A 16,085-nucleotide genomic window follows, 5' to 3' on the forward strand; every position below is an offset into this window, starting at 1 on the left:
CTTGGTGGTGTCTTTTGTGCGCACTATGCGCAGCAACGGCTCAAGGACCGGGTTGTACGGGTTGGAGCGCTGGACGCCGAGCCGGGCGAGCCGGGCCCGCACCCGGTTGGAGGAACCGGAACGACCCGGCTGCCCCGTGGCGGGCCGGATCGCGGGGGCCGTCGGATGGTGATCCGCGGGCGGCTTCGGGCGGGGCTGCTCGGCCGGTTTGTCGCCCCGAGAGACCTCTGCCTGGGCGCGCTGCGCGGACGTGCCGCCCTGCCCGCCTTCTGCCTTCTGCACGGGCGCGGCGGAGCCCGCCGAGGCCTGCTTGGCCCTCTGGGCGGCCTTGGCGGCGGTGAGTGGCTGGGACTCGTCTGGCAAGAGCGCTCCCTGTGCGCGATCGGGGTCCCCCGGTCAGGCCCCGAAGAACCCATGGTATCGATCCTGGGCCGTCGGTTCCCCTTCGGCCGATGAGACGTCTCTGTACTGGAGAAACGCAAGGGGCGGTGCGTGGATTCCACGAGGCCCGACGCTCCGGTCCCCAGCAGTGCCCTCCCGGCGCCCGCGGCGCGGGGAGGGACGCACGGGGCCCCGTCCAGAGCGGGAACCGGCCGAAACGACGACGGGCGCCCCGGTGAGATGGCCGGAGCGCCCGTCGTGCCGTAGTGCGAGCCGTCTCAGACGGTGATCAGAGCCTCCAGCGGCGCCCCGTCCAAGGCGCGCTCCAGCTTCTGCCGGCCGTCGAGGAAGCCGAGCTCCATGAGGACCGCGACACCGGCCACCTCGGCGCCCGAGCGGCGGACCAGGTCCAGCGAGGCGGCCGCGGTGCCACCGGTGGCGAGGACGTCGTCGATGACCATGACGCGGTCGCCCGCGGCCAGGTCCTCGGCGTGCACCTCGATCTCGGCGCTGCCGTACTCCAGGTCGTAGCTCTGCTTCAGCGTCGCCCCGGGGAGCTTGCCCGCCTTGCGTACGGGGATGAAGCCGAGCCCGGCGCGGAGCGCGACGGGCGCGCCGAGGATGAAGCCGCGGGCCTCCAGGCCGACGATCTTCGTGGCGCCGTGCCGCACGCTGAGGTCCGCCAAGGTCTCCGTGAGCGCAGCGAACGCGGCCGGGTCGGCGAGCAGCGGCGTGATGTCCTTGAACATCACGCCCGGCACCGGGTAGTCCGGGACGTCACGGATGCGGCTGAGCAGCAGCTCCGTGACGCCTGCGAGCTCGGTCATCGGCGCTTCCCCGACGCGCGCCCCTTGCCGCGGCTGCGGGACGCGGGCTGGGTGCGGGGACCGACGACGGCCGGTGCGGCGTCATCCGCCGGGTCGTCGTCCTGCTCGTCCTCGGCGCCGGCGGACACCGGCGCCTCCGCGGACTCGCCCTTCGCAGCGGCCGCCGCGCGCTTGGCGAGCACCCGCTTCTTGAGCGCCTTCATCTGCGGCTCGCGTTCCTTGAAGTCGGCGACGAGCGGCGTGGCGATGAAGATCGAGGAGTACGCACCGGCCGCGAGGCCGACGAACAGCGACAGCGAGATGTCGTTGAGCATGCCCGCGCCCAGGGCGCCGCCACCGATGAACAGCAGGCCCGCCACCGGGAGCAGCGCGACGACCGTGGTGTTGATCGAGCGCACCAGGGTGCCGTTGATGCTGCGGTTGGCGACTTCGCTGTAGGTGTACCTGGTCTGCTTGGTGATGTCCTTCGACTGCTCCTTCAAGCTGTCGAAGACCACCACCGTGTCGTACAGCGAATAACCGAGAATGGTCAGCAGACCGATCACCGTGCCCGGCGTGACCTCGAAGCCGACCAGTGCGTACACACCCACAGTGATCGTGATGTCGTGGATCAGCGCGATCAGTGCGGCCAGGGCCATGCGCCACTCGAAGGCGATGGCCAGGTAGACCACCACGAGGACCATGAAGATCGCCAGGCCCTGCCAGGCCTTGTTCGCGATCTGGTCGCCCCAGCTGGGGCCGACGAGGTCGGCGTCGATGTCGCCGGCCTTCACGTCCAGGTCCTCGGCCAGCGACTTCTTGATCTGGTCGGACTTCTTGATGTCGACGCCCGCGATCTGGATGCGGAGCTTGTCGTCACCCAGCTTCTGGACGATCGCGTCGTGGCCGGAGGCCTTCTCCGCGGCCTCTTCGGCGTGCGAGACCGAGGCGGTGGTCTTCGGGGTGTTGAAGACGGCACCGCCCTCGAACTCGATGCCCATGTTCAGGCCGCGCACCGCCAGGCCGACGATGGCCGTGATGGTGATCAGGATCGAGATGCCGTACCAGATCTTGCGCTTGCCGACGAAGTCGTAGCCGACCTCACCGCGGTAGAGCCTGGCGCCGAGATTGCCGAGTTTCGACATCTCACGCCTCCTTCGGGTCGACAGGGCCGGCGGGGGGAGCGGGGGTGCGGCGGGACCGGCGCAGCGGGGGCTTGGCGCCGAGCCGCTGCGGGTCGAGGCCGGACCACTTGTGGCCGTTGGCGAAGAACTTCTTGCGCGCCATCAGCGTCATCAGCGGCTTGGTGAAGAAGAACACCACGACGACGTCGAGCAGCGTGGTCAGGCCGAGCGTGAACGCGAAGCCCTGCACCTTGCCGACCGTGACGACGAAGAGCACGGCGGCGGCCAGGAACGACACGAAGTCGGAGACCAGGATGGTGCGCCGGGCGCGCGGCCAGCCACGCTCGACGGCGGGGCGCAGCGTGCGGCCCTCGCGGATCTCGTCACGTACGCGTTCGAAGAACACGATGAACGAGTCCGCGGTGATGCCGATCGCAACGATCGCACCACACACCGCGGGCAGGTTGAGCGCGAACTTAATGGTCGGGCCGAGCAGCGTCATGATCGAGTACGTCAGCGCCGCGGAGACCAGGAGGCTCGCGATGGCGATGAGCGAGAGGCCGCGGTAGTAGGCCACGAGGTAGATGATGACGAGCGCGAGGCCGATGGCACCGGCGATCAGGCCCGCCTTGAGCTGCTCGCCGCCGAGGGCCGGGCTGACCGTGGTGACGCTCTGCTCGTGGAAGGTGAGCGGCAGGGCGCCGTACGAGAGGACGTTCGCCAGATCCTTCGCGGACTGCTGGTTGAAGCTGCCGGAGATCTCGGCGTTGGCGCTCAGGGTCGTGTTGACGCTGGGGGCCGAGACGACGTCACCGTCGAGGACGATCGCGAACTGGTTCTGCGGGGGCTGCTGCTGCGAGAGCTTGCTGGTGACCTCGGAGAACTTCTTCGAACCGCCCTTGGTGAAGTCCATGTTGACGACCCAGGCGCCGGACGACTGGTTGATGGTCGCCTGTGCCTTCTTGACGTCCTTGCCGTTCACCTGGGCCGGGCCGAGGATGAACTTGTCCCACGTCTTGCCGTCGGGGCTCTTGCCACAGGCGACGGTGGGGTCGGAGGGCTTCACGCCCAGGCCTGCCCCGGCGCGGGCCTTCTTGTCGGTGCAGTCGAGCTTGGTGAACTGCTCCTGCAGCTTGGCGGTGGCCGGGTCCGGGGACGGCGCCTTGTTCTGCTTGCCGTCCTTTCCGTCCTTGGACTTGTCCGACGGCGTCGGGTCGTCCTTCAGCGCCTCGCTGACGGCGCGGCCCTGGGGCGACGCCGTGCCGGTCGGGGAGTTCGCCTTGTCGGTGGCCTTGTCCGTCGCCTTGTCGGTGGCCTTGCCCTTGTCCTTCTCCTTGTCCGTGCCGGACGAGGGGCTGGCTGACGGCTCGGGCGTGGGCTGGCCGGGAGCCTGCGTGATCACCGGACGGAAGTAGAGCTGAGCGGTCGTGCCGACCTGCTCCCGCGCCTGCTTCTCGTTCGACCCCTTGGGAATGTTGACAATGATGTTCTTGTCGCCCTGGGTCTGAACCTCGGCCTCGGAGACACCCAGACCATTGACACGGTTGTTGATGATGTCAACCGCGGTGTTCATGTTGGTCGGGTTGATCGCGTTGTTCTGGCCCGGCTCGTTCTTGGCCTCGAGCGTGATGCTCGTGCCGCCTGCGAGGTCGATGCCCAGACGCGGCGTGGTGTGCCCGGAAAGGAACATTCCCCCCGTGAGCGCCACGAGGGCGATCAGGATGAAGACCAGAGAGCGTCCCGGCTTGCCCGGGGCGCTCTGCCTTCGGCCCTTCTTCGGTGCTGCCACCTTCTCGTTCTCCCTGTCCAACCGCCCGGCATCCGGTCTGTCCCCGTACCGTGCGGGGAGGCCCGGGCGGGCGGCCATGAAGTGGTGTCGAGATTCGGCGCGAAATGCACGTGATCCGGGGCCCGCGGTGCGCGAGCGGCGCACCCCACGGGCCCCGGGCGTGACTACTTCGCGTCGGACTCGCCGTCGGTCTTCTTCGGCTCCGCGTCGTCGGCCCCGGCGGGCTCGTCCTTCTTGCCGAGGTCGATGCGCGAGTCGTCGGAAGCGTCGGCGGGCTCGTCGGTCTCGGTCAGGGAAGAGGCGTCGTCCGGAACGACGGGGGTGTCCTCTTTCAGGTCGTCCTCGGTGCCGTGCACGATGCGGTTGTACTCGTCGTCGTCGAGGACGGCGCCGATCGAGTTCTTCGCGTAAACCGCGTGGACACCGGGGGCCACCTCAAGGAGGACGGCTTCGTCGTGGACCTCCTTGACGGTCGCGTACATGCCCCCGATCGTGCGGACGCCGGTGCCGGGATGCATTTCGTTACGCATCTGCGCGGCGGCCTGCTGCTTCTTCTTGGCAGACCGGGTCATCAGGAACATGGCCCCGATGAGCACGATGAAGGGGAGGAGGGTCACGATATTCACGGGACGGAGTTTCCTTCGCACGACCGCGCAGGTAAGCGGCCATTGGGATGGGGGTGGGTACGCCACCCGCAAGGGCGGCATCGGCGGAGTCTAAGCGAGTCCGCACCTTACGAACAACGCTCAGCATGGCACCGCAGTTCCTGAGGGGTCGACTCCCCGCGCCGTTCCCCGCCGGTGGCGGCGCCGTCTCGCGGACATCACGCCCCGAACAGGTCCTGTTGTCCCTTTCCGCCCGTCCGACGCGGGGGTACGAGGCCGAGGTGCGCCCAGGCCGCGGGCGTCGCGACGCGGCCGCGCGGGGTGCGGGCGAGCAGTCCCTCCCGTACGAGGAAGGGCTCCGCCACCTCTTCGACGGTCTCGCGCTCCTCCCCCACGGCGACCGCGAGTGTCGACAGGCCGACGGGTCCGCCGCCGAACAGCTTGAGCAGGGCTTCCAGGACGGCCCGGTCGAGGCGGTCGAGACCGCGTTCGTCCACTTCATAGACGGCGAGGGCCGTGCCCGCGATGTCCTTGTTGACCAAGCCGTCGGCCTTGACCTGCGCATAGTCCCGGACGCGGCGCAGCAGGCGGTTGGCGATACGGGGCGTGCCGCGGGAGCGGCCCGCGATCTCGGCGGCGCCTTCGGTGTCGATCTCCACGTCGAGCAGGTGCGCGGAGCGGTGGACCACCCGCTCCAGTTCGACGGGTTCGTAGAACTCCATGTGGGCGGTGAAGCCGAAGCGGTCGCGCAGCGGCGGGGGCAGCAGGCCCGCGCGCGTGGTGGCGCCGACGAGGGTGAAGGGCGGCAGTTCGAGGGGGATGGCGGTGGCGCCGGGGCCCTTGCCGACGATGACGTCGACGCGGAAGTCCTCCATCGCCATGTAGAGCATCTCCTCGGCGGGCCGCGACATCCGGTGGATCTCGTCGAGGAAGAGGACCTCGCCCTCCTGGAGGGAGGAGAGGATCGCGGCGAGGTCGCCCGCGTGCTGGATGGCGGGGCCGCTGGTGATGCGGATCGGGGCGCCCATCTCGGCGGCGATGATCATCGAGAGGGTGGTCTTGCCGAGGCCGGGGGCTCCGGAGAGCAGTACGTGGTCGGCGGTGGCGCCACGCGCGCGCGCCGCCCGCAGGACGAGGTCGAGCTGCTCGCGGACCTTCTCCTGGCCGATGAACTCGCCCAGGTCCTTGGGGCGCAGGGCCGCCTCGACCGCCTGGTCCTCGCCGTCGGCGGACGCACCCACGAGCCGCTCGGCCGCTTCGTCGGTCGTGTCGTCCCAGTTCATGCGGTGTGCCTCGCGATGCGGTTCAAGGGGTGGTGGCCGGCGGGTGCGTACGGGAGTGGCTAGCGGGTGCGGTTCAGGGTCTGGAGCGCGGCCTTGAGGAGCTGGCCGACCTGCGGGGTGCCCTCGGCGGCCTCGGCCTGCGGGGCGACGGCGGTGACGGCCTCGTCGGCCTCACGGGTGGCGTACCCGAGGCCGATCAGCGCGGCGTGCAGCTGCTCGCGCCAGCCGGAGGTGACGGCGGTGCCGATAGCGGGTCCGCCGGTGCCGAGGGGCTCGCCGAGGCGGTCCTTGTACTCCAGGAGGAGCTTCTGGGCGCCCTTCTTGCCGATGCCGGGGACGGCGGTGAGGGCCTTCTCGTCACCGGTGGAGACCGCGCGGCGCAGGGCGTCCGGGCTGTGCACGGCGAGCATGGCCTGGGCGAGGCGCGGGCCCACGCCGCTCGCGGTCTGCAGGAGCTCGAAGGTCTGGCGCTCGTCGTCGTCCGCGAAGCCGTACAGGGTGAGGGAGTCCTCCCGCACGACCAGGGACGTGGCGAGCTTGGCCTGCTGGCCGACCCGGAGCGTGGAGAGCGTGTTCGGCGCGCACTGGACGGCCATGCCGATGCCGCCCACCTCGAGCACCGCCGTATCGGGGGCGAGGGCGGCGACGGGGCCGCTGACGAAGGCGATCATGCGGTACGGCCTTTCTGTGCTGGGGCGGTTTCCCGCGCTGTCGGGGTTCTCGTGGCGTGCAGGGCGACGGCCTGCTGCAGGCGGTTCTGCGCGGGGGCACGCCAGATGTGACAGATGGCGAGGGCCAGGGCGTCCGCCGCGTCGGCCGGCTTGGGCGGCGCGTCGAGCCGCAGGAGCCGGGTGACCATCGCGCCGACCTGCGCCTTGTCTGCGCGGCCGCTGCCGGTGACGGCGGCCTTGACCTCGCTCGGGGTGTGCAGGGCGACGGGGATGCCGCGCCGCGACGCGCAGAGCATGGCGACGGCGCTGGCCTGGGCGGTGCCCATGACCGTGCGTACGTTGTGCTGGCTGAAGACCCGCTCCACGGCGACGACTTCGGGGCCGTACTCGTCGAGCCACTGCTCGATGCCCTGCTCGATGGAGACGAGGCGGTGGCCCAACTCCGCGTCCGCCGGGGTCCGTACGACCCCGACGCCGCGCAGGGACAGCGGCCGTCCGGCCACTCCCTCGACGACGCCGACACCGCACCGGGTCAGCCCCGGGTCAACTCCCAGCACGCGCACGTAGCCCCTCCCATCGCCTGTCTGTGCAGGCTATCGGGTCCCTCTGACAACGCGACGGGCCGACGGGGGTGTTTCCCGTCGGCCCGTTCACTCAGCGGAGCGCTTACGCGTCGACCTGCGCCATGACCTCGTCGGAGACGTCGAAGTTGGCGAAGACGTTCTGCACGTCGTCGCTGTCCTCCAGGGCGTCGATCAGCTTGAAGATCTTCCGGGCGCCGTCCTCGTCCAGCTCGACCTGCATGGTCGGGACGAAGTTGGCGTCGGCCGAGTCGTACTCGATGCCGGCCTCCTGGAGCGCGGTGCGGACCGCGACCATGTCGGTGGCCTCGCTGAGCACCTCGAACGTCTCGCCGAGGTCGTTGACCTCCTCGGCGCCCGCGTCGAGGACGGCCGCGAGGACGTCGTCCTCGCCGAGCTCGCCCTTGGGGACGATCACGACGCCCTTGCGGTTGAAGAGATACGAGACGGAGCCCGGGTCGGCCATCGAGCCGCCGTTGCGCGTCATGGCGACGCGTACGTCGGATGCGGCGCGGTTGCGGTTGTCGGTGAGGCACTCGATGAGCACCGCGACACCGTTGGGGCCGTAACCCTCGTACATGATCGTCTCGTAGTCGGCGCCACCGGCTTCGAGACCGGCGCCGCGCTTGACCGCGGAGTCGATGTTCTTGTTCGGGACCGAGCTCTTCTTGGCCTTCTGGATGGCGTCGAAGAGGGTCGGGTTACCCGAGATATCGGCGCCGCCCGTGCGGGCCGCGACCTCGATATTCTTGATCATCTTCGCGAAGAGCTTGCCGCGCTTGGCGTCGATCACGGCCTTCTTGTGCTTCGTCGTAGCCCATTTAGAGTGGCCGGACATCTGCCTGTCTCCTTCGCGTTACCCAACAACCAGTAAGGACTCTCCCAGACCCTAGAGCCTGTGTCATAGCCCCGGCCGGATCAGTGCGTGCCGGACGGCGCCCACCCGGCCGGGGTTATGACACAGGCTCTCGGGCCCCGGAGCGATCCCCGGAGATCCTACTAGGATCCCGCGCGCGGGTTACCCCTCGCCATCTCCACGAACAGCGCGTGGACGCGATGGTCCCCCGTCAGTTCGGGGTGGAACGACGTGGCGAGCGCGTTGCCCTGGCGCACGGCCACGATGTGCCCCCCGTGTTCGGCGAGCACCTCGACCTGGGCGCCGACCGACTCGACCCAGGGCGCGCGGATGAAGACACCCTCCACGGGGGCGCCCTCGACGCCCTTGACGTCGACGGCAGCCTCGAAGGACTCGTTCTGCCGGCCGAAGGCGTTGCGGCGCACGATCATGTCGATGCCGCCCACCGTCTCCTGGCCCGAGCGCGGGTCGAGGATCTTGTCGGCGAGCATGATCATGCCCGCGCAGCTGCCGTAGACCGGCAGCCCCGCACGCACGCGCGCGCGAAGGGGCTCCATCAGGCCGAAGAGGGTGGCCAGCTTGGAGATGGTGGTGGACTCGCCCCCGGGGATGACCAGACCGTCGACCTCGGCGAGCTCTTCGGGGCGCCGGACCGGCCTGGCCACGGCGTCCGCCGAGGCCAGGGCGATCAGGTGCTCCCGTACGTCCCCCTGAAGGGCGAGGACGCCCACTACGGGAGTGGTCATTACCAGCCTCGGTTCGCGTAGCGCTCGGTCTCCGGCAGGGTGTCGCAGTTGATGCCGACCATGGCCTCACCGAGGTTGCGGGAGGCGTCGGCGATGACCTTCGGGTCGTCGAAGAAGGTGGTGGCCTTCACGATGGCGGCGGCGCGCGCGGCCGGGTCGCCCGACTTGAAGATGCCGGAGCCGACGAAGACGCCCTCGGCGCCGAGCTGACGCATCAGAGCGGCGTCGGCGGGGGTGGCGACGCCACCGGCGGAGAAGAGGACGACCGGCAGCTTGCCGAGCTCCGCGGTCTCCTTGACCAGCTCGTACGGGGCGCGCAGGTCCTTGGCGGCGGCGTACAGCTCGTTGTTGTCGAAGCCGCGCAGCCTGGCGATCTCGTTCTTGATCTGGCGCAGGTGGCGGACGGCCTCGACCACGTTGCCGGTGCCGGCCTCGCCCTTGGAGCGGATCATCGCCGCGCCCTCGGCGATGCGGCGCAGGGCCTCGCCCAGGTTGGTGGCGCCGCACACGAACGGGGTCGTGAACGCGAACTTGTCGCTGTGGTTGACCTCGTCGGCCGGGGTGAGGACCTCGGACTCGTCGATGTAGTCGACGCCGAGCGACTGCAGGACCTGGGCCTCGACGAAGTGGCCGATGCGGGACTTGGCCATGACCGGGATCGAGACGGCCTCGATGATCTCTTCGATCATGTTCGGGTCGGACATCCGGGCCACGCCGCCGTCCTTGCGGATGTCGGCGGGCACACGCTCCAGCGCCATGACGGCGACGGCGCCGGCGTCCTCGGCTATCTTCGCCTGCTCGGCGTTGACGACGTCCATGATCACGCCGCCCTTGAGCTGCTCGGCCATGCCGCGCTTCACGCGCGCGGTGCCGGTCTCGGGCGTCTGGTTGCTGCTGGAGGGGGTGCTGGACACGGAGTTGACCTCACTCGAGGGAGACGGCTGCTGCGTCTACGAGGAAACTCCCGACCACCAGGCCACAGCAAGGGCCAATGGGTCACCGGTGGCTCATTTTTTCGAGATGTGGCAGGTCAGGGGCGTAGAGGGTGGGGGGGCGGGGGCGGCCGGGTCAGCCGCCCGCGCGGTCGGCCAGGGCCACCGGGGGTTCGTCGTCCATCTCGAAGGCCATCGGGAAGGGCGCGTGCCCGGCGAGCCGGAACCAGCGGACCTTGCGGTGGCGGCGCAGCGCGCGGGCGGCGCGCACCGCGTCGTTGTGGAAGCGCCGGGCCATCGGCACCCTGCGGACGGCCGCGGCCAGCTCCGTGGCCGCCTCGTCGCCGCCCGGTGCCTCGCGCACCGCCTCCACCTGCTGGACCTCGCCGAAGATCGCCCGCAGCGCCTGGCTGAGCTCGCTCTCGGCGACCTCGCGCTGCTCCTCCTCCGCCTGCCGGGCCGCGTGGGCCGCTTCGTAGAGCACGATCGAGGCGGCGGGGTCGAGGACTCCGGAAGTGGCCAGCTCCTGGGCGACGGAGGCGCGGCGCAGCAGCTGCGCGTCGAGGGCGGCGCGGGCCGCGTCGATACGTGCGTGCAGCCGGTCGAGCCGGCCCGCTGTCCAGCTCAGGTAGAGGCCGATCGCGAAGAGGGCTACCGCGATCCAGATCAAAGTGGAGGTCACGGGCCGCAAGGCTACCTTCGGGCGGGGGCGCCTTGGGCCGGGTTCCTGTGCGGGGGGCCTTGCTGAGGTGTTCCGGGGGCGCTGCCCCCGCACCGCCGGTCCTCAAACGCCGGACAGGCTGGAATCGGTGCCCCGGCCTCAGGCGGCCAGCGGGATGAATCCGGCACCCCGGCCCAGTGTTCCGGGGGCGCTGCCCCCACACCCCCGGTCCTCAAACGCCGGACAGGCTGGAATCGGTGCCCCGGCCTCAGGCGGCCGGCGGGATGAATCCGGCACCCCGGCCCAGTGTTCCGGGGGCGCTGCCCCCACACCCCCGGTCCTCAAACGCCGGACGGGCTGAAAGCGCCGGAGCGGCCGAAAGCGGTGTCCGGCAGCTCAGCCCTTCTGTGCCAACCCCAGCCTCGCCCTCAGGCCCACCCGTTCGTCCTCCGCCACCGATGCCGCGCCGTCCGTCACCGTTTCGTAGACCGCGAGGATGTCCGCTCCCACCGTCGACCAGTCGAAGCGGCGCACGTGGGCGCTGCCTCGGTCGTGCAGGCCCTTGCGGCGGGCGGGGTCGGTGAGCAGGCGTACGGCCGACTTCGCCAGGGAGTCCGCGTCCTCGTTGGTGAAGAGGTCACCCGCCGCGCCCTGGTCGAGGACCTGGGCGAAGGCGTCCAGGTCGCTGGCGAGTACGGGCGCGCCCGCGGACATCGCCTCGACCAGGATGATCCCGAAGCTCTCGCCGCCGGTGTTCGGCGCCACGTACAGGTCGACGCTGCGCAGCAGCCGCGCCTTGTCCTCGTCGCTGACCATGCCGAGGAACTCCACCCGGGAGCGGAGTCCGGCGGGGAGCGAGGCGACAGCCTCCTCCTCGTCGCCGCGGCCCGCGACGAGCAGGCGGGCGTCCGGGCGCTCGGCGAAGATCTGCGGGAGCGCCTTCATCAGGACCGGCAGGCCCTTGCGGGGCTCGTCGATGCGTCCGATGAAGCCGATCGTCCCGCCCTGCCACTCGGGTCTGGGCTCGGCCTTGGCGAAGAAGTCGACGTCGACGCCGTTCGGGATCACGACCGCGTCGCCGCCGAGGTGCTCGACGAGCGTGCGGCGTGCGTACTCGCTGACCGCGATGCGCGCGCTGATCTTCTCCAGGGCGGGCTGCAGGATCGGGTACGCGGCGATCATCGCCCGGGAGCGCGGGTTCGACGTGTGGAACGTCGCGACGATCGGGCCCTGCGCGGCCCAGCAGGTGAGCAGCCCCAGCGAGGGCGAGGTGGGCTCGTGGATGTGGATGACGTCGAAGCTGCCCTCGTTCAGCCAGCGGCGTACCCGCGCGGCCGACAGGAAGCCGAAGTTGAGGCGGGCCACGGAGCCGTTGTACGGGACGGGGACGGCTCGCCCCGCCGACACCACGTACGGCGGCAGGGGCGTCTCGTCGTCGGCCGGGGCGAGGACGGAGACCTCGTGCCCGAGGCGGATGAGGTGCTCCGCCAGATCGCGGATGTGGAACTGGACGCCGCCCGGCACGTCCCACGAGTACGGGCAGACGATGCCGATCTTCACGAGGGCTCCCCCGGGCGGGCCTCGTCGGGGCGGGGTTCCAGGTCGTCGAGCCAAAGACGCTGCAGCATGTGCCAGTCCTCCGGGTGGTCGGCGATACCGGTGGCGAAGGCGTCGGCCAGCGCCTGCGTCATGACAGACGTCTTCTCGGTCCTGGTACCTGTCTCGGGGACGTCGACGGGTGCGTGGACGCGGCCCTTCATGACGGGCGTGCCGTCGTACCAGAGCGTCACGGGCAGCAGGAGCGCGCCGGTCTGCTGGGCCAGCATCGCCGGGCCCGCGGGCATGCGTGCGGTGTCTCCGAAGAACTTCACCTCGACGCCGGAGGCCGACAGGTCGCGGTCCGCTACGAGGCAGATGAGTCCGCCGGCGCGCAGCCGCCGGGCCAGCGTGCCGAAGGCGGAGCCGCCCGTGTGCGGCAGCACCTCCATGCCGAGGCTCTCGCGGTAGGCGACGAAGCGGTCGTAGAGCGTCTCGGGCTTGAGGCGTTCCGCGACCGTCGTGAAGGGGGTCTCCAGCTTGGTGGTGACCCAGGCGCCGGCGAGGTCCCAGTTGCCCAGGTGCGGCAGCGCGATGATCACGCCCTTGCCGGCGGCGAGCCCGTCGGTGAGGTGGTGGACGTCCTTGACGTCGAAGCCGCCCTTGATGCGTTCCCTGCTCCAGGACGGGAGGCGGAAGGACTCCATCCAGTAGCGCAGGTAGGAGCGCATGCCCGCCTTGGAGAGCTCGGCGAGCCGCTGCGGGCTCGCGTCGGGCACCACGCGCGCGAGGTTGGATTCGAGGCGAAGGACGCCCTTGCCGCGGCGCTTCCAGACCGTGTCGGCGATGGTGCGGCCGAGCCGTGCGGCGACGGGCTCGGGGAGCTTCTTGACGGTGCTCCAGCCGAGTCCGTACAGCGCGTCGGTGAGTCGGTCCTTCACTGCGCGGCCTCACTCTCCTGGGTCCCGGGGCCCGCGGCGGCGTCCGCCTCCGCGGACTCCCGGCGCACGGTCACGACGCGCTGGACGAGGGTCACCATGCTGCCGGCCGCGACGATCCACAGGGCGATGGGCAGCAGGATCTGGATGCCGGGGACGCCGAACTTGTGCAGGCCCGCGAGGCCCGCGGCGACCAGCGAGATCACCAGCCGCTCGGCGCGCTCCACCAGGCCGTTGACGGCGACGGGCAGGCCGATGGCCTCACCGCGGGCCTTGGTGTACGAGACCACCTGGCCGCTCGCCAGACAGAAGATGGAGACGGCGCACAGGATGTTGTCGTCACCGGACCCGGCGTACCAGAGGGCGAGGCCTCCGAAGATCGCGCCGTCGGCCACCCGGTCCAGCGTGGAGTCCAGGAAGGCGCCCCAGCGGCTGGAGCGGCCGAGCTGGCGTGCCATGTTGCCGTCGACGAGGTCCGAGAACACGAACAGCGTGATGACGATCGTGCCCCAGAAGAACTCTCCCCTGGGGAAGAAGACCAGTGCTCCCGCCATCACACCGGCCGTGCCGATGAAGGTGACCGCGTCGGGGCTCACCCCCCGCCGGATGAGAAACGCGGCGAACGGTGTGAGGACACGCGTGAAGAATGCACGCGCGTACTTGTTCAGCATGGCCTTCCCGAGGGTTCGGTGCGCCGCGTGGCCCCGTTGGCCACCGGCTGGCCCATCGTAGTCACGCGGTTGACCGACCGGCTCGCCCCCTCACGATCGCGTACGACGTATGGACGCACAGTGACCCGAGTGGAAAGCTCGAAAGCACCGCGGGCGTCGCACGAGCCGACCCGCACGCGGCCCCGCGTGTCCGCGAGCAGCCAGCATCCCCGAGGGGGCTGTGCCTCCTCACCGTGCACGTGACCGGGAGGCCAAGGCATGGGCGACAAGGCGAATGCACACCCCGGAGCCGCCGGCAGGGCTACAGCGGCCGACCACCCCGCCTCCGTACGGAATGTGGTGCTGGTCGGCCACAGCGGATCGGGCAAGACGACTCTGGTGGAGGCCCTCGCGCTGACCGCGGGGGCGGTGAACCGGGCCGGCCGGGTGGAGGACGGCACCGCCGTCTCCGACTACGACGAGATGGAGCACCGGCAGCAGCGCTCGGTGCAGCTGTCCCTGGTCCCCGTCGAATGGGACGGCTTCAAGATCAACCTACTGGACACCCCCGGGTACGCCGACTTTGTCGGGGAGCTGAGGGCCGGTCTGCGCGCCGCGGACGCGGCCCTTTTCGTCGTCTCGGCGGCGGACGGCGTGGACGGTTCGACCCGCATGCTGTGGGAGGAGTGCGCGGCGGTCGGCATGCCGCGGGCCATCGTGATCACCCACCTGGAGTCGGCCCGCGCCGACTTCACCGAGATGACCCGCACCTGTGCGCAGGCCTTCGGGGCCGACGACCCCGACGCCGTACTGCCGCTGTACCTGCCGCTCCACGGCGAGCAGGGACCGGACGGCCACGCGCCGGTGACCGGCCTGATCGGGCTGCTCTCGCGGCGGATCTTCGACTACGCGTCCGGCGAACGCAAGGAGTCCGAACCGGGCGACGACCAGCTGCCGCTCATCGCGGACGCACGCGACAAACTGATCGAGGGGATCATCGCCGAGAGCGAGGACGAGTCCCTCATGGACCGCTATCTCGGCGGCGAGGACATCGACTTCAAGACACTCGTGGACGACCTGGAGCGGGCCGTCGCACGCGGCATCTTCCATCCGGTGCTCGCCGCGGCGCCCGCCGCCGAGGGCGCACGGCAGGGCATCGGCACGGTCGAGCTCCTCGAGCTGATCACGGGAGGCTTCCCCACCCCGCTGGAGCACCCGGCGCCGGCCGTGACCACGCCGGGCGGCGCGGCCCGCCCGGCCCTCACCTGCGACCCGCAGGGCCCCCTTGCGGCCGAGATCGTGAAGACCGCGTCCGACCCCTACGTGGGCCGGATCTCGCTCGTACGCGTCTTCTCCGGCACCCTGCGCCCCGACGAGACCGTCCACGTCTCCGGGCACGGTCTGGCCGACCGCGGCCACGAGGACCACGACGTCGACGAGCGCGTCGGCGCGCTCTCCTCCCCCTTCGGCAAGCAGCAGCGCGCGCTCACCCGGTGCGTCGCGGGCGACCTGGCGTGCGTGGCCAAGCTGAACCGGGCGGAGACCGGCGACACCCTCTCGGCCAAGGACAACCCGCTCCTGATGGAGCCCTGGTCCATGCCCGACCCGCTCCTGCCGCTCGCCATCGAGGCCCACAGCAAGGCCGACGAGGACAAGCTCTCCCAGGGCCTGTCGCGGCTGGTCGCCGAGGACCCGACGATGCGGCTCGAACAGAACCAGGACACCCACCAGGTGGTCCTGTGGTGCCTGGGCGAGGCGCACGCCGACGTGGCCCTGGAGCGGCTGCGCAGCCGGTACGGCGTCCAGGTCGACGTGGTGGCGCACAAGGTCTCCCTCCGCGAGACGTTCGCCGACAGGTCGGGCGGCCGGGGCCGCCATGTGAAGCAGTCCGGCGGGCACGGCCAGTACGCGGTCTGTGAGATAGAGGTGGAGCCGCTGCCCGGTGGCAGCGGCATCGAGTTCGTCGACAAGGTCGTCGGCGGCGCCGTGCCGCGGCAGTTCATCCCGTCCGTCGAGAAGGGCGTGCGCGCCCAGGCGGCCAGGGGCGTCGCCGCCGGGTACGCGCTGATCGACGTGCGCGTCACGCTCCTCGACGGCAAGGCGCACTCGGTGGACTCCTCCGACGCCGCGTTCCAGACGGCGGGCGCGCTCGCGCTGCGCGAGGCCGCGTCCGGGGCGAGGATCCATCTGCTCGAACCCGTCGCGGAGGTGCGGGTGCTGGTCGGCGACGACCATGTCGGGGCGGTGATGAGCGACTTGTCGGGGCGCCGGGGCCGGGTGATCGGCACCGAGCAGGCACCCGGCGGGCGGACCCTCGTGCGGGCCGAGGTCCCCGAGATCGAGATCGGCCGGTACGCGGTGGACCTGCGGTCCCTCTCGCAGGGCACCGCCCGGTTCAGCCGTACGTACGCACGCCACGAGCCGATGCCGCCGCAGCTCTCCGAGAAGATCCGCGAACAGGCGCAGGACACGGCCTAGTTGGGCCGTCCCCGTGCCGCCCGCCCGCTCGCACTCCTGCGGGCGGGC

The 16,085-nt window shown here is 70.7% G+C and carries 15 protein-coding genes and 1 pseudogene; 1 reads left to right on the plus strand and 15 read right to left on the minus strand.

The annotated features are described in order from the left end of the window. The 15 genes and pseudogenes from ACFVYL_RS33305 to pgsA form a co-directional block, all read right to left on the minus strand. Positions 1–363: pseudogene (locus ACFVYL_RS33305) on the minus strand (GTP pyrophosphokinase); the annotation flags it as partial. Between the two features lie 296 nt (positions 364–659). Continuing rightward, the gene (locus ACFVYL_RS33310) at positions 660–1,208 is read right to left on the minus strand and encodes an adenine phosphoribosyltransferase (RefSeq protein WP_389722640.1); all 549 of its coding nucleotides are present in this window, start codon (positions 1,206–1,208) and stop codon (positions 660–662) included. Next, on the minus strand, positions 1,205–2,332 hold the full coding sequence (gene secF / locus ACFVYL_RS33315) for a protein translocase subunit SecF (protein ID WP_389722642.1): 1,128 nt from the start codon (positions 2,330–2,332) through the stop codon (positions 1,205–1,207). Before secF ends, ACFVYL_RS33310 begins: the two co-directional genes overlap by 4 nt. A 1-nt stretch (position 2,333) precedes the next feature. Further along, complete coding sequence (gene secD / locus ACFVYL_RS33320; protein ID WP_389722644.1) at positions 2,334–4,100, minus strand: protein translocase subunit SecD; 1,767 nt, start codon at positions 4,098–4,100, stop codon at positions 2,334–2,336. A 164-nt stretch (positions 4,101–4,264) separates the two neighbouring features. Beyond that, positions 4,265–4,726 carry a preprotein translocase subunit YajC gene (yajC, locus tag ACFVYL_RS33325; RefSeq protein ID WP_389722646.1) on the minus strand — a complete coding sequence of 154 codons (462 nt, stop codon included), beginning with the start codon at positions 4,724–4,726 and terminating at the stop codon, positions 4,265–4,267. 197 nt (positions 4,727–4,923) lie between these two features. Then, positions 4,924–5,988 carry a Holliday junction branch migration DNA helicase RuvB gene (ruvB, locus tag ACFVYL_RS33330; protein ID WP_389722648.1) on the minus strand — a complete coding sequence of 355 codons (1,065 nt, stop codon included), beginning with the start codon at positions 5,986–5,988 and terminating at the stop codon, positions 4,924–4,926. A 59-nt stretch (positions 5,989–6,047) separates the two neighbouring features. Beyond that, the gene (ruvA, locus tag ACFVYL_RS33335) at positions 6,048–6,659 is read right to left on the minus strand and encodes a Holliday junction branch migration protein RuvA (RefSeq protein ID WP_389722650.1); all 612 of its coding nucleotides are present in this window, start codon (positions 6,657–6,659) and stop codon (positions 6,048–6,050) included. Then, the gene (ruvC, locus tag ACFVYL_RS33340) at positions 6,656–7,222 is read right to left on the minus strand and encodes a crossover junction endodeoxyribonuclease RuvC (protein WP_389722652.1); all 567 of its coding nucleotides are present in this window, start codon (positions 7,220–7,222) and stop codon (positions 6,656–6,658) included. Before ruvC ends, ruvA begins: the two co-directional genes overlap by 4 nt. Positions 7,223–7,325: 103 nt before the next feature. Continuing rightward, complete coding sequence (locus tag ACFVYL_RS33345) at positions 7,326–8,078, minus strand: YebC/PmpR family DNA-binding transcriptional regulator (RefSeq protein ID WP_389722654.1); 753 nt, start codon at positions 8,076–8,078, stop codon at positions 7,326–7,328. Positions 8,079–8,239: 161 nt separating this feature from the next. Beyond that, entirely contained in the window at positions 8,240–8,842 is a 603-nt protein-coding gene (gene pdxT, locus ACFVYL_RS33350) for a pyridoxal 5'-phosphate synthase glutaminase subunit PdxT (protein ID WP_389722656.1), read from the minus strand. Beyond that, positions 8,842–9,756 (minus strand): pyridoxal 5'-phosphate synthase lyase subunit PdxS, encoded by a 915-nt coding sequence (gene pdxS, locus ACFVYL_RS33355; protein WP_389722658.1) that lies wholly within the window; start codon positions 9,754–9,756, stop codon positions 8,842–8,844. The genes pdxT and pdxS overlap by 1 nt, the downstream gene beginning before the upstream one ends. A 154-nt stretch (positions 9,757–9,910) precedes the next feature. Further along, the gene (locus ACFVYL_RS33360) at positions 9,911–10,456 is read right to left on the minus strand and encodes a hypothetical protein (protein WP_389722660.1); all 546 of its coding nucleotides are present in this window, start codon (positions 10,454–10,456) and stop codon (positions 9,911–9,913) included. A 375-nt stretch (positions 10,457–10,831) separates the two neighbouring features. Continuing rightward, complete coding sequence (locus tag ACFVYL_RS33365) at positions 10,832–11,995, minus strand: glycosyltransferase family 4 protein (protein WP_389722662.1); 1,164 nt, start codon at positions 11,993–11,995, stop codon at positions 10,832–10,834. Beyond that, the gene (locus tag ACFVYL_RS33370; protein ID WP_389722664.1) at positions 11,992–12,912 is read right to left on the minus strand and encodes a phosphatidylinositol mannoside acyltransferase; all 921 of its coding nucleotides are present in this window, start codon (positions 12,910–12,912) and stop codon (positions 11,992–11,994) included. Before ACFVYL_RS33370 ends, ACFVYL_RS33365 begins: the two co-directional genes overlap by 4 nt. Continuing rightward, positions 12,909–13,580, minus strand: a complete 672-nt coding sequence (pgsA, locus tag ACFVYL_RS33375; RefSeq protein WP_389722666.1) for a phosphatidylinositol phosphate synthase — start codon at positions 13,578–13,580, stop codon at positions 12,909–12,911. Before pgsA ends, ACFVYL_RS33370 begins: the two co-directional genes overlap by 4 nt. Before the next feature lie 258 nt (positions 13,581–13,838). Between pgsA and ACFVYL_RS33380 the strand changes: the two genes are divergently transcribed. Further along, positions 13,839–16,037 (plus strand): elongation factor G-like protein EF-G2, encoded by a 2,199-nt coding sequence (locus ACFVYL_RS33380; RefSeq protein ID WP_389722668.1) that lies wholly within the window; start codon positions 13,839–13,841, stop codon positions 16,035–16,037. Positions 16,038–16,085 lie beyond the last annotated feature (48 nt).

It is taken from the genome of Streptomyces sp. NPDC058308, from assembly GCF_042880275.1.
In the GTDB taxonomy this organism is placed as follows: Bacteria; Actinomycetota; Actinomycetes; order Streptomycetales; family Streptomycetaceae; genus Streptomyces.